Origin of the sequence: Streptomyces manipurensis (assembly GCF_049570255.1) — a bacterium.
Classification (GTDB): Bacteria; Actinomycetota; Actinomycetes; order Streptomycetales; family Streptomycetaceae; genus Streptomyces; species Streptomyces manipurensis.
This window is the reverse complement of record NZ_CP186950.1, coordinates 2,147,855-2,160,964: the sequence shown is the minus strand read 5'-3', so window position 1 is coordinate 2,160,964 and position 13,110 is coordinate 2,147,855. Positions and strand designations below refer to the sequence as shown.

Genomic DNA, 13,110 nt, shown 5'->3' with positions numbered 1-13,110 from the left:
CCGCACATAAGGACGGCACCTGCGAGCGACGAAACCGGCCCCCTGCGTGGGACAGGGTGGGAGGGCCCTCGCCTTCGTCACTGCAGAGAGATCCCATACCCATGTCCTGGCTGTCCCGCTTCAGCCTGGCCCAAAGGGCGCTGGTCGGCCTCGTGTCGATCGTCGCGCTCCTCTTCGGCGCCATAGCGATCCCGCAGCTCAAGCAGCAGCTGCTGCCCTCCATCGAACTGCCCATGGTGTCCGTGCTCGCGCCGTACCAGGGCGCTTCGCCGGACGTGGTGGAGAAGCAGGTCGTCGAACCGATCGAGGCCACCCTCAAGGGCGTCGACGGCATCACCGGCATCACTTCCACCGCCAGCGAGGGCAACGCCCTCATCATGGCCACCTTCGACTACGGCGACAGCGGCACCAAGCAGCTCGTCGCCGACGTCCAGCAGGCCGTCAACCGGGCCCGCGTCCGGCTGCCCGCCGAGGTGGACCCGCAGGTCGTGGCCGGTTCCACCGACGACATCCCGACCGTCATCCTCGCCGTCACCTCCGACAAGGACCAGCAGGCCCTCGCCGACCAGCTGGAGAAGTCCGTCGTCCCCGTCCTGTCGGACATCGACGGCGTCGGCCAGGTCAGCGTCGACGGAGTCCAGGACCTCCAGGTCACCGTCACCCCCGACGAGGCGAAGCTCGCCGCCGCCGGCCTCGACGGCGCCGCCCTCGCCCAGGGCCTCCAGGCGGGCGGCGCAGCCGTCCCCGCCGGCTCCTTCGACGAGGCGGGCAAGAACCGCACCGTCCGCGTGGGCAACGGCTTCACCTCCCTCGCCCAGATCGAGGAGCTGCGCCTGAGCCCCGGCCCGGGCCGGCCGGCCGTCCGCCTCGGCGACGTCGCCACGGTCAAGCAGGAGCCGGCCAAGGCCGACTCCATCACCCGCACCAACGGCCGGCCCAGCCTCGCCCTCGTCCTCACCATGGACAAGGACGGCAGCGCCGTCGCCATCTCCGACGCCGTCAAGGACAAGCTCCCCGAGCTGCGTTCGACGCTCGGCGGCGGCGCCGACCTGACCGTCGTCAGCGACCAGGGCCCGGCCGTCGCCAAGTCCATCTCCAGCCTCACCACCGAGGGCCTGCTCGGCCTGCTGTTCGCGGTGATCGTGATCCTGGTCTTCCTGGCGTCGCTGCGCTCCACCCTGGTCACCGCGGTGTCCATCCCGCTGTCGGTGGTCCTCGCGCTCATCGTGCTGTGGACCCGCGACCTGTCGCTCAACATGCTGACCCTCGGCGCGCTGACCATCGCCATCGGCCGCGTCGTCGACGACTCGATCGTGGTCCTGGAGAACATCAAGCGCCACCTCGGCTACGGGGAGGAGCGCGAGGCCGCCATCATCACCGCGGTCAGGGAGGTCGCCGGCGCGGTCACCTCCTCCACGCTCACCACCGTCGCCGTCTTCCTGCCGATCGGCCTCGTCGGCGGCATGATCGGAGAGCTCTTCGGCTCCTTCTCGCTCACCGTCACCGCGGCCCTGCTGGCCTCGCTGCTCGTCTCCCTGACGGTCGTACCGGTGCTCTCGTACTGGTTCCTCAGCGCACCCAAGGGCGTCACCCCCGGGGACGCCGAGAGCGCCGCGAAGGCCCGCCGCGAGGCCGAGGAGAAGGAGGCCCGCAGCCGCCTGCAGAGCCTGTACGTCCGCGTGCTGGGCTTCGCCACCCGGCGCCGCCTGACCAGCGTGGCCATCGCCGTGGTCGTCCTGCTCGGCACCTTCGGCATGACCCCCATGCTGAAGACCAACTTCTTCGACCAGGGCGAGCAGGACGTCCTGACGGTCAAGCAGGAGCTCGCCCCGGGCACCTCCCTGGCCGCCTCCGACGAGGCGAGCCGGAAGGTGGAGAAGGTGCTGGCCTCCGTCGACGGGGTCAAGAGCTACCAGGTCACCGTCGGCTCCTCCGGCTTCCTCGCGGCCTTTGGCGGCGGCACCGGCTCCAACCAGGCCTCCTACCAGGTCTCCCTGAAGGACGCCGGCGACGGAGAGGCCGTGAAGAAGCGCATCGAGGACGGGCTGGCGGCCCTCGACGGGATCGGCGAGACCCGGATCTCGGCGGGTGACGCCTTCGGCAGCCAGAACCTCAGCGTGGTCGTCAAGGCCGGCGACGGCGAGGTCCTCGCCAAGGCCGCCGAGCAGGTCCGCGCCGAGGTGGCCAAGCTCGACAACGTCGCCGACGTGCAGAGCGACCTGTCCCAGTCCGTGCCCCGGATCTCGGTGACCGCCACCCCCAGGGCGGCGGAGGCGGGCCTGAACCAGGCCGCCCTCGCGGCGATCGTCGCCCAGGCCGTCCGCGGCACCCCGGCCGGCAAGGCCGTACTGGAGGACACCGAGCGGGACATCGTCATCCGCTCCGCGCAGCCGGCCACCACCCTGGCCGCACTGCAGGCACTCCCCGTCGGCCCGGTGAAGCTGGGCGACATCGCCGAGGTCAAGGAGGTCCCCGGCCCGGTCGCGATGACCCGGATCGACGGCGCCCGCGCCGCGACCGTCACCGCGCGCCCGCAGGGCGACAACACGGGCGCGGTCAGCGCCGAGCTGCAGACGAAGCTCAAGGCGCTGGACCTGCCCGACGGCGCGACGGCCTCCATCGGCGGCGTCTCCGAGGACCAGGACGAGGCGTTCGGCTCGCTCGGCCTCGCCATGCTCGCGGCCATCGCGATCGTGTTCATGCTGCTGGTCGCGACCTTCCGCTCGCTGGTCCAGCCGCTGATCCTGCTGGTGTCCATCCCGTTCGCGGCGACCGGCGCGCTCGGCCTGCTGCTCGTCACCGGCACCCCGATGGGCGTCCCGGCGATGATCGGCATGCTGATGCTCATCGGCATCGTCGTGACCAACGCGATCGTCCTGATCGACCTGGTCAACCAGTACCGCGCCCAGGGCCTGGGCGTCGTCGAGGCGGTCGTCGAGGGCGGCCGGCACCGGCTGCGCCCGATCCTGATGACGGCCCTGGCGACGATCTTCGCGCTGCTGCCGATGGCGCTGGGCGTCACCGGTGAGGGCGGCTTCATCTCGCAGCCGCTCGCGGTCGTGGTCATCGGCGGCCTGGTCAGCTCGACCCTGCTGACGCTGCTCCTGGTGCCGACCCTCTACACGATGGTGGAGCTCCGCAAGGAGCGCCGCCGCGCGAAGAAGACGGCCCGTCTGACGGTCGTCCCGTCGCAGGACCAGCCGGAGGAGACCCCGGCGAAGGTCTGATCCGGCCGGGCGGGCCGGACCCCCGGCCCGCCCGCCCGGCGCACGCCGAAGGGCGGCTCCCGCAGGGGAGCCGCCCTTCGTGTGCGTGCGGTGCCGGAGCCGCGGCGCCGTCCCTACGGGAGGGCGAGCATGCGCTCCAGGGCGAGCTTCGCGAAGCTCTCCGTCTCCTTGTCCACCTGGATGCGGTTGACGAGGGTGCCCTCGGCGAGGGACTCCAGCGTCCACACCAGGTGCGGGAGGTCGATGCGGTTCATCGTGGAGCAGAAGCAGACCGTCTTGTCGAGGAAGACGACTTCCTTGTCCTCGGCGGCGAATCGATTCGCCAGGCGGCGGACCAGGTTCAGCTCGGTGCCGATGGCCCACTTGGAGCCGGCGGGGGCCGCCTCCAGCATCTTGATGATGTACTCCGTGGAGCCGACGTAGTCCGCCGCCGCCACGACCTCGTGCTTGCACTCGGGGTGGACCAGCACGTTCACGCCGGGGATGCGGGCGCGGACGTCCTCGACCGAGTCGACCGAGAACCGGCCGTGGACCGAGCAGTGACCCCGCCACAGGATCATCTTCGCGTTCCGCAGCTGCTCGGCGGTGAGGCCGCCGTTCGGCTTGTGCGGGTTGTAGAGCACGCAGTCGTCGAGGGACATGCCCATGTCGCGGACGGCGGTGTTGCGGCCCAGGTGCTGGTCGGGGAGGAAGAGCACCTTCTCGCCCTGCTCGAAGGCCCACTCCAGGGCCTTCTTCGCGTTGGACGAGGTGCAGATCGTGCCGCCGTGCTTGCCGGTGAAGGCCTTGATGTCGGCCGAGGAGTTCATGTACGAGACGGGCACCGTGTCGCCGGCGACGCCGGCCTCGGTCAGCACGTCCCAGCACTCGGCGACCTGCTCGGCGGTGGCCATGTCGGCCATCGAGCAGCCGGCGGCCAGGTCCGGCAGGACCACCTTCTGGTCGTCCGAGGTCAGGATGTCCGCGGACTCGGCCATGAAGTGCACGCCGCAGAAGACGATGTACTCGGCCTCCGGCTTGGCGGCCGCGTCCTTGGCCAGCTTGAAGGAGTCGCCGGTGACGTCGGCGAACTCGATGACCTCGTCACGCTGGTAGTGGTGGCCGAGGATGAAGACCTTGTCCCCGAGCTTCTCCTTGGCCGCGCGGGCCCGCTCCACGAGGTTCGGGTCCGACGGCGAGGGGAGGTCGCCGGGACACTCCACCCCGCGCTCGCTCTTGGGGTCGGCCTCACGGCCGAGCAGCAGCAGGGCAAGGGGCGTCGGCTGGACGTCCAACGGCTGGGCGGTGGTCACGACACGCACCCTTTCTTTTCTGCGACAAGGGACTTCTGGATCAGCGCTTCGACTTCTCGTCTACTTGACGCTATCTATCATAACCGCTTCACGTCAGTTTGACGATGCCGATAGTGTCAATGTGACGCATCAGCCCCCGATTCAACTGGTCCCGCCGGGCGTGCGGTGTGCGAGCATGGAACATCTGAAAAGAAGCGTCGGGTCCCGGAATGAATCCGAGGTCCCGCTCGTTGCCACCGACGGCAAGAGTCCGACGTTTCCCCGCCCGCCGCGGGGAGCCGCCCACTTCGGGAGTGAATGCAGATGTCCGTACAGGACGACAAGACCACCGTGAGCGACGGCATCCTCCTGTCCGACGCCGCCGCCGAAAAGGTCAGGACCCTGCTGGAGCAGGAAGGCCGTGACGACCTGGCGCTGCGCGTCGCCGTTCAGCCCGGCGGCTGCTCCGGCCTGCGCTACCAGCTCTTCTTCGACGAGCGCTCCCTCGACGGCGACGTCGTGAAGGACTTCGACGGTGTGAAGGTCGTCACGGACCGCATGAGCGCCCCGTACCTGGGCGGCGCCTCCATCGACTTCGTCGACACCATCGAGAAGCAGGGCTTCACGATCGACAACCCGAACGCCACCGGCTCCTGCGCCTGCGGCGACTCGTTCAGCTAAGCCCGTACCCGTACGGCACGAAGGGGCCCGTCCCGGTCGCATCCGACCGGGACGGGCCCCTTCGCCGTCCCGTCCCGCGAGTCAGCCGCGGGGGAGCGGCTTGCCCGTGGTCGCGTCGACCACCGTCCGGTCACCCAGCGGCTGCTGCAGCTGCGCCGTCACCGACTGCTCCTCGGCGATCATGATGCACGCCTGGCCCGGCTTGTTCGGGGTGTCGGTGATCTTCACCATGACCGACGCGGCCTCCTCCCGCACCGTCAGCGCGTAGGTGCTGCACACCCCGCCCCAGAAGGTCACCGTCAGCTTCCGGTCGTCCACCGCGTACGAGATCCCCGGCACCGTACGGCCGTCCTTGGGTGCGGGAGTCCCGGCCCCCTCGGCCGTCGCCGGCTCCGCCACCGTACGGGCCGCGGCCCCGTCCCGGCCCGCCACCTCGAACAGCCAGGCCGGGACCAGACCCCGCTCGCCGTCCACCGTGCCCGAGGCCAGCCCCAGCACCGCACCCCGCACCGACTCCGTCCGCGGCGGCTTCATCGGCCGCGGCTCCGGGTTGCACGGCACCGTCTCCGCGGCCCCCGCCGGGGGGTCCTGGGCCAGCGGCACCGCACTCGCGCAGCCGCTCGGAGCCGGCTCCCCGCCCGTGCCGCCCGAGCGCGCGTTCAGCCGGGCCAGCGCCTCCACCGCACCGACCACCGGCTGGTCGGCCGCCCGGACCGGCGCCTTCAGCTCGCCGTTGCCGCCGACCACCGAACCGTCCGCCGCCACGCTCAGCTTCGTGGCCCAGCCCTGCGTGGCCAGCCCGCCGACCACCGGATCGGCGCTCACCACCCGCACCGCGCCCTGGGTCGCGCGCGCGTCCAGCTTCGCCCCGTCCTGCCCGGCCGCCGCCAGCACCGGGGCCGCGGCGGCCTTCGCCGCCTCCTCCGAGACGGGCTTGCCCGCACCCCCGGCCGCGCCGCCGTCCCGCGGGAGCGTGGCGGGGCCGCAGGTGTCCTTGCCGCGCACACAGTCGTCGCCCGCGCCGTTGCCCGTACCGGCGCCCCCCTGGAACCGGTTGAAGTTCCAGGTGCCCGGCGCCGTACGCGCCACCGTCAGCCGCGGCCCGGAGCCGTCGGAGGCCTCCCCGGCCAGCCAGACGTCACCGGACAGCCGCGGAGCGCCCGCCACACCCAGGGCCGAGGCGAGCCGCGCCACCTCCGCCTCCGTGACCTCGCCCGACACCCGGAAGGCGGGCGCGGAGGCCGGGGCCTCGGGCAGCTTCACGTCCGCCCGGTAGACCACCGCCCCGCCGGACGGGTCGGGCTCCCCGGGTGCGATCCCCGGCCCCGAGGGATCACCCGCGTCGCGGGGCGCCGAGGCCGCGCTGTCGCCCCCACGGCCGCCCGGAGCCCCGTCGCCGTGGGCCGTGGACGCCCAGTAGGCCGTACCGCCGCCCGCGAGCAGCACGGCGGCCGCGATCGAGCCGACGGCCCAGGCCGGCCGCCGTCGTGTGCCGCGTGATGTGCCGGGTTCTTCGCTGGTCACCGCATCGCTCCTTCACCTGTTCCGCAGTCTCTGATGCGGGTGTGACGGAACAGCGGCGCGACCGGTTCCCCTCCGGCGCGATCCGGCCTTTCCTCCGGGTCCTCCGGGGCGGCTACTGGTCCCCGTACGCGGCCGTGGACGCGATCAGCCGGGCCGAGGCCCGCGGGACGCTGATCCCGTGGATCTGCGAAGGAGCCACCCGGACCGGCCGGGGACCCGCCGGAACCGCCCAGTGCGGGGCCATCCGGGCACAGTCCCCGAGCATCCGCGCGAAACCGGGCCGCCCGCCGCCTTCCGCTCCGCGCCGCTCGGCGGTGTACTCGCAGTAGTCGTAACCGTCGGTAGAGGTCATGCATGCACCGTAGACATCACGCCTCTCGCGAAGAAAGAGCTACTAAGAGGTAGTTTCTGGGGTTCGGCATGGGCTCGCGCAACGGGTAGCTTTGACTGTCCCTCCCCGTCCTCCAGCAGGAGCGTCCACGCCGTGCGCATCGCAGTCACCGGCTCCATCGCCACCGACCACCTCATGACCTTCCCCGGCCGTTTCGCCGACCAGTTCGTCGCGGACCAGCTGCACACGGTCTCCCTCTCCTTCCTCGTCGACAACCTCGACGTCCGGCGGGGCGGCGTCGGCCCGAACATCTGTTTCGGAATGGGCCAGCTCGGCATCCGCCCGGTCCTCGTGGGCGCCGCCGGGTCCGACTTCGACGAGTACCGCGCCTGGCTCGACCGCCACGGCGTCGACACCGACTCCGTCCGGATCTCCGAGGTCCTGCACACCGCGCGCTTCGTGTGCACCACGGACGCCGACCACAACCAGATCGGCTCCTTCTACACGGGCGCGATGAGCGAGGCCCGCCTGATCGAGCTGAAGTCCGTCGCCGACCGCGTGGGCGGCCTGGACCTGGTCCTGATCGGCGCCGACGACCCCGAGGCGATGCTGCGCCACACGGAGGAGTGCCGCACCCGCGGGATCCCCTTCGCCGCCGACTTCTCGCAGCAGATCGCCCGCATGGACGGCGACAACATCCGCACCCTGATGGAGGGCGCGACCTACCTCTTCTCCAACGAGTACGAGAAGGGCCTCATCGAGTCGAAGTCCGGCTGGACCGACGAGGAGATCCTGGCCAAGGTCGGCACCCGCGTCACCACCCTGGGCTCCAACGGCGTCCGGATCGAGCGGGCGGGCGAGGAGCCGATCGTCGTCGGCTGCCCCGAGGAGAACGCGAAGGTCGACCCGACGGGTGTCGGCGACGCGTTCCGCGCGGGCTTCCTGACCGGCCTGGGATGGGGCGTCGGCCTGGAGCGGGCGGCGCAGGTGGGCTGCATGCTCGCGACGCTGGTCATCGAGACGCTGGGCACCCAGGAGTACACGCTGGCGCGTGCGCACTTCATGGAGCGCTTCACCAAGGCCTACGGCGACGAGGCCGCGGCGGAGGTCCGCACCCACCTCGGCTGACGCCGTCCCAGCGGTGGCTGGAGGCGTTTGAGGCGCGGGGTTCGGGGCGGCGCCCCGGGGAACCCGGCTCCGCCGGGCACCGGGCTCCGCCCGGACCCGCGCCTCAAACGCCGGCGGGGCTGGTCGTGCCCGGGCCCGGGCCTCAAGGGGCGGCGAGGCTGGATCGGCCGGCGGGGGCCGGCTACGCCTCGCGGCGAATCGTGTAGGCCGTGCCCGGGGGGCGGGGGGACTCGCCCAGGTACGTGTGGCCCCGCATCGCGCACCAGGCCGGGATGTCCAGGCGGGCGACCTCGTCGTCCGACAGGACCGTCACCGTGCCCCCCACCGGCACCGACCCGATGGCCCGCGCCAGCTCGATCACCGGCTGCGGGCAGCGCAGCCCCAGCGCGTCGACCTCCACGGACTCCGCGACCGGCGTCCGCGGCTCCGGCCCGGGCACGCCGAGCCGTTCCCGTACGCCCGCCACCGCGCCCGGCAGCACCTCCAGGAACGCGTTCACGTCCTCCGCCGTGGTCCCCGCCGGCAGCGACACCCGTACGTTGCCCTCCGACAGCACCCCCATCGCCCGCAGCACATGACTGGGGGTCAGTGTGGAGCTCGTGCAGGAGGACCCCGAGGACACCGAGAAGCCCGCCCGGTCCAGCTCGTGCAGCAGCGCCTCCCCGTCGACGTACAGGCAGGAGAAGGTGACCAGGTGCGGCAGCCGCCGCTCCGGATCGCCCACCACCTCCACGTCGGGCACCAGCCGCACCACCCGGCGCCGGATGCGGTCCACCAGGATCCGCAGCCGGGCCGCCTCGGCCTCGGCCTCGGCCCGTACGGCCCGCAGCGAGGCGGCCGCCGCCACGATCGCGGGCAGGTTCACGAAGCCGGGGGAGCGGCCCGACTCCCTTTCGTCCGCGGGGCCTTGGGGGGAGAACCGGGTCCCCTTGCGGACCGCGAGCAGCCCGACCCCGGGCGGACCGCCCCACTTGTGGGCGCTGGCCGCCAGGGCCGACCAGGCCCCCTCCACCGGACCCCAGGCCAGCGACTGCGCGGCGTCGACCAGGAGCGGCACCCCGGCCGCCCCGCAGACCTCGGCGACCTCCGCCACCGGCTGGACCGTTCCCACCTCGTGGTTGGCCGACTGGAGGCAGGCCAGCGCCGTCCGCGGGGTCAGGGCCTCGGCGTACCCGGCGGGGGAGACCGCGCCCGATCGGTCCACCGGGACCTCGGTCACGGTCCCGCCGCCCGCCCCGTGCGCCGCCGCGGCGTGCAATACAGAACTGTGTTCGACGGCCGATACGACCAGATGGTCCCCGGCGCGCCGGCGGCCCGCGAGGGCCCCGGCGACGCCCGTGTGAACCGCGTGCGTCCCCGAAGGAGTGAACACGAGCTCGTCGGCGCGGCACCCCACCGCCTCCGCGGCGGCCTCCCGCGCGGCGTCCAGCAGCAGCCGGGCGCGCCGGCCCTCCCGGTAGAGCCGGGCCGGATCGGCCCAGCCCTCGTCCAGCGAGGCCTGCAACGCCTGCCGGGCCACGGGGTGCAGGGGAGCGGCGGACGCGCTGTCGAAGTACGGCATCCGGCCACGCTAACCCCAGCCCGCGAGGGTGCGAGGTCAGGGGCCGTCAGATGCGCTCCGGAGCCCGCCGTTCGGGGTGGCTCCCGCCGTCCCCCGGACGGCGGATCCATCCCTTCGGGGGCAGTAGCGGCGCGTTGGGCACCCTCCCCGCGCGACCCCAAATAGCGTCCAGTAGGGTTTGGTCCGCATAAACATCCAAACCCCTGCCTGCGTCAGGGCCGGCGACCGACCCGAACACGGCCGCGGCCGGCCGCGCGGGCCGAGACTCTCGGGAAGGCGCTACGTGAGTCCCTACGGCTCCGACCGCTCGCCGCGGCGCCCGATGCGGCGGAAGCTGCTGCAGGCGCTGACTGCGGGCGTGGTCCTGGCGACCGCCACTGGTTGCTCGTATACATGGAAAGACTTCCCCCGCCTCGGAATGCCGACTCCGGTAACCGAGGAGGCGCCGCGCATCCTCTCCCTGTGGCAGGGATCCTGGGCGGCCGCGCTCGTCACGGGCATCCTGGTCTGGGGCCTGATCCTGTGGAGCGTCATCTTCCACCGGCGCAGCCGGACGAAGATCGAGGTCCCGGCGCAGACCCGGTACAACATGCCCATCGAGGCGCTGTACACGGTGGTCCCGCTCATCATCGTCTCGGTGCTCTTCTACTTCACCGCGCGTGACGAGTCGAAGCTGCTCGCCCTCACCCCGAAGCCGCCGCACACGATCAACGTGATCGGCTTCCAGTGGAGCTGGGGCTTCAACTACATCGAGAACGTCGACGGCGACGCGGCGACCCCGAAGGCGAACGCGGTTCCCAAGGAGCTCGCCTCCATCCCGGACCGCTTCACCAAGGACTTCCCGGCGGGTGCCGAGGGCGTCTACGAGAAGGGCGTCCCGAGCGACCGGAACCCGCAGACGGGCAACCCGGGTCCGACCCTGGTCCTCCCCAAGGGCGAGAAGGTCCGCTTCATCCTGTCGTCGAACGACGTCATCCACTCCTTCTGGGTGGTCCCCTTCCTGTTCAAGCAGGACGTCATCCCGGGCCACACCAACGTCTTCGAGGTCACCCCGTCCCAAGAAGGCACCTTCATGGGCAAGTGCGCCGAGCTCTGCGGCGTCGACCACTCCCGGATGCTGTTCAACGTCAAGGTGGTCTCGCCCGAGAAGTACCAGGAGTACCTGAAGGACCTGGCGGAGAAGGGTCAGACCGGCTTCCTGCCGGCCGGCATCCAGCAGACCGACCCGGCCCGGAATGCGGAGACGAACAAACTGTGAGCATCCTCAACGAATCCCAGGGTGCCGCCGCAGCTGACTCGTACGAGAACGAGCTGCCGGTGCGGCGCAAGCAGCCGGGCAACGTGGTCGTGAAGTGGCTCACCACCACCGACCACAAGACCATCGGCACGATGTACCTGGTCACGTCGTTCGTGTTCTTCCTCATCGGCGGCCTGCTGGCGCTCTTCATGCGCGCCGAGCTGGCGCGGCCGGGTACGCAGATCATGTCGAACGAGCAGTTCAACCAGGCGTTCACCATGCATGGCACGATCATGCTGCTGATGTTCGCCACCCCGCTCTTCGCGGGCTTCGCGAACTGGATCATGCCGCTGCAGATCGGCGCGCCCGACGTGGCGTTCCCCCGGCTGAACATGTTCGCGTACTGGCTGTACCTCTTCGGCTCGACCATCGCGGTGGCCGGCTTCGTGACGCCGAACGGCGCCGCCGACTTCGGCTGGTTCGCCTACTCCCCGCTGTCGGACGCCGTCCGGTCGCCGGGTATCGGCGCCGACATGTGGATCATGGGTCTGGCCTTCTCCGGCTTCGGCACGATCCTCGGTTCGGTCAACTTCATCACCACGATCATCTGCATGCGCGCACCCGGCATGACGATGTTCCGCATGCCGATCTTCACCTGGAACGTGCTGCTGACCGGTGTCCTGGTCCTGCTCGCCTTCCCGGTGCTGGCCGCCGCGCTCTTCGCGCTGGAGTCCGACCGCAAGTTCGGGTCGCACATCTTCGACGCCTCCAACGGTGGCGCGTTGCTGTGGCAGCACCTGTTCTGGTTCTTCGGGCACCCAGAGGTGTACATCATCGCCCTGCCGTTCTTCGGCATCGTCTCCGAGATCATCCCGGTCTTCAGCCGCAAGCCGATGTTCGGCTACATCGGCCTGATCGCCGCGACGATCGCCATCGCCGGCCTCTCGGTGACGGTGTGGGCGCACCACATGTACGTGACGGGCGGCGTGCTCCTGCCGTTCTTCTCCTTCATGACCTTCCTGATCGCGGTACCGACCGGTGTGAAGTTCTTCAACTGGATCGGCACCATGTGGAAGGGCTCGCTGTCCTTCGAGACCCCGATGCTCTGGACGATCGGCTTCCTGGTCACCTTCACCTTCGGTGGTCTGACCGGCGTCATCCTGGCCTCGCCCCCGATGGACTTCCACGTCTCCGACTCGTACTTCGTCGTCGCCCACTTCCACTACGTCGTCTTCGGCACCGTGGTGTTCGCGATGTTCGCCGGCTTCCACTTCTGGTGGCCGAAGTTCACCGGCAAGATGCTGGACGAGCGCCTCGGCAAGATCACCTTCTGGACGCTGTTCATCGGCTTCCACGGCACCTTCCTGGTGCAGCACTGGCTGGGTGCCGAGGGCATGCCGCGTCGTTACGCGGACTACCTCGCCGCCGACGGTTTCACCGCGCTGAACACGATCTCGACGATCAGCTCGTTCGTGCTCGGCCTGTCGATGCTGCCGTTCATGTACAACGTCTGGAAGACGGCCAAGTACGGCAAGAAGATCGAGGTCGACGACCCGTGGGGCTACGGCCGTTCGCTCGAATGGGCGACGTCCTGCCCGCCGCCGCGGCACAACTTCCTCACCCTGCCGCGCATCCGTAGCGAGTCGCCGGCGTTCGACCTGCACCACCCGGAGATCGCGGCCCTCGAGCACCTCGAGGACCACACCCCGGCCAAGGCCGTCACCGGTGGCAAGGAGGCCGGCAAGTGAAGATCCAGGGCAAGATGTTCCTCTGGCTCTCCTTCTTCATCCTGATCATGGCCATCGTGTATGGCGTGTGGTCGAAGGAGCCCGTCGGAACCACCGCGCTCTTCCTGGCCTTCGGCCTGAGCGTCATGATCGGCTACTACCTGGCCTTCACGGCCAAGCGCGTGGACGAGATGGCCCAGGACAACCTGGAGGCCGACGTCGCCGACGAGGCGGGCGAGCTGGGGTTCTTCTCCCCGCACAGCTGGCAGCCGCTCTCGCTGGGCATCGGCGGTGCGCTCGCCTTCATGGGCGTCATCTTCGGCTGGTGGCTCATGTACTTCTCGGCCCCGATCATCCTGATCGGCCTGTGGGGCTGGGTGTACGAGTACTACCGCGGTGAGAACGCGAACCAGTAAGCGGCAT

The 13,110-nt window shown here is 70.7% G+C and carries 10 protein-coding genes; 6 read left to right on the top strand and 4 right to left on the bottom strand.

The features are described 5' to 3' along the window. Nucleotides 1-101: 101 nt before the first annotated feature. A complete protein-coding gene (locus tag ACPU2J_RS09950) occupies nucleotides 102-3,227 on the top strand; it encodes an efflux RND transporter permease subunit (RefSeq protein WP_423833094.1) in 3,126 nt (1,041 codons plus the stop codon). Nucleotides 3,228-3,340: 113 nt separating this feature from the next. On the opposite strand, the gene nadA is transcribed toward ACPU2J_RS09950, so the two are convergent. Beyond that, nucleotides 3,341-4,528: a quinolinate synthase NadA gene (gene nadA, locus ACPU2J_RS09945; protein WP_420081020.1), complete on the bottom strand. Its 1,188-nt coding sequence runs from the start codon at nucleotides 4,526-4,528 to the stop codon at nucleotides 3,341-3,343. A 294-nt stretch (nucleotides 4,529-4,822) separates the two neighbouring features. On the opposite strand from nadA, the gene ACPU2J_RS09940 reads away from it, so the two are divergent. Continuing rightward, a complete protein-coding gene (locus ACPU2J_RS09940) occupies nucleotides 4,823-5,179 on the top strand; it encodes a HesB/IscA family protein (protein ID WP_030029080.1) in 357 nt (118 codons plus the stop codon). Nucleotides 5,180-5,260: 81 nt separating this feature from the next. On the opposite strand, the gene ACPU2J_RS09935 is transcribed toward ACPU2J_RS09940, so the two are convergent. After that, on the bottom strand, nucleotides 5,261-6,703 hold the full coding sequence (locus ACPU2J_RS09935; protein ID WP_423833093.1) for a hypothetical protein: 1,443 nt from the start codon (nucleotides 6,701-6,703) through the stop codon (nucleotides 5,261-5,263). Between the two features lie 112 nt (nucleotides 6,704-6,815). Continuing rightward, on the bottom strand, nucleotides 6,816-7,055 hold the full coding sequence (locus tag ACPU2J_RS09930; protein WP_420081022.1) for a hypothetical protein: 240 nt from the start codon (nucleotides 7,053-7,055) through the stop codon (nucleotides 6,816-6,818). A gap of 132 nt (nucleotides 7,056-7,187) precedes the next feature. On the opposite strand from ACPU2J_RS09930, the gene ACPU2J_RS09925 reads away from it, so the two are divergent. Beyond that, nucleotides 7,188-8,162 (top strand): carbohydrate kinase family protein, encoded by a 975-nt coding sequence (locus tag ACPU2J_RS09925; protein ID WP_420081023.1) that lies wholly within the window; start codon nucleotides 7,188-7,190, stop codon nucleotides 8,160-8,162. A gap of 181 nt (nucleotides 8,163-8,343) precedes the next feature. On the opposite strand, the gene ACPU2J_RS09920 is transcribed toward ACPU2J_RS09925, so the two are convergent. After that, nucleotides 8,344-9,723 carry a cysteine desulfurase/sulfurtransferase TusA family protein gene (locus ACPU2J_RS09920; protein WP_420081024.1) on the bottom strand — a complete coding sequence of 460 codons (1,380 nt, stop codon included), beginning with the start codon at nucleotides 9,721-9,723 and terminating at the stop codon, nucleotides 8,344-8,346. Nucleotides 9,724-10,006: 283 nt separating this feature from the next. Here ACPU2J_RS09920 and coxB point away from each other — a divergent pair, with 283 nt between their 5' ends. The 3 genes from coxB to ACPU2J_RS09905 are packed head-to-tail and all read left to right on the top strand — an operon-like array spanning nucleotide 10,007 to nucleotide 13,103. After that, nucleotides 10,007-10,981: a cytochrome c oxidase subunit II gene (gene coxB, locus ACPU2J_RS09915; protein ID WP_361595190.1), complete on the top strand. Its 975-nt coding sequence runs from the start codon at nucleotides 10,007-10,009 to the stop codon at nucleotides 10,979-10,981. Then, on the top strand, nucleotides 10,978-12,708 hold the full coding sequence (gene ctaD / locus ACPU2J_RS09910) for a cytochrome c oxidase subunit I (RefSeq protein ID WP_361595188.1): 1,731 nt from the start codon (nucleotides 10,978-10,980) through the stop codon (nucleotides 12,706-12,708). Before coxB ends, ctaD begins: the two co-directional genes overlap by 4 nt. Further along, entirely contained in the window at nucleotides 12,705-13,103 is a 399-nt protein-coding gene (locus ACPU2J_RS09905; protein WP_350996519.1) for a cytochrome c oxidase subunit 4, read from the top strand. The genes ctaD and ACPU2J_RS09905 overlap by 4 nt, the downstream gene beginning before the upstream one ends. The last annotated feature ends 7 nt before the right edge of the window (nucleotides 13,104-13,110 follow it).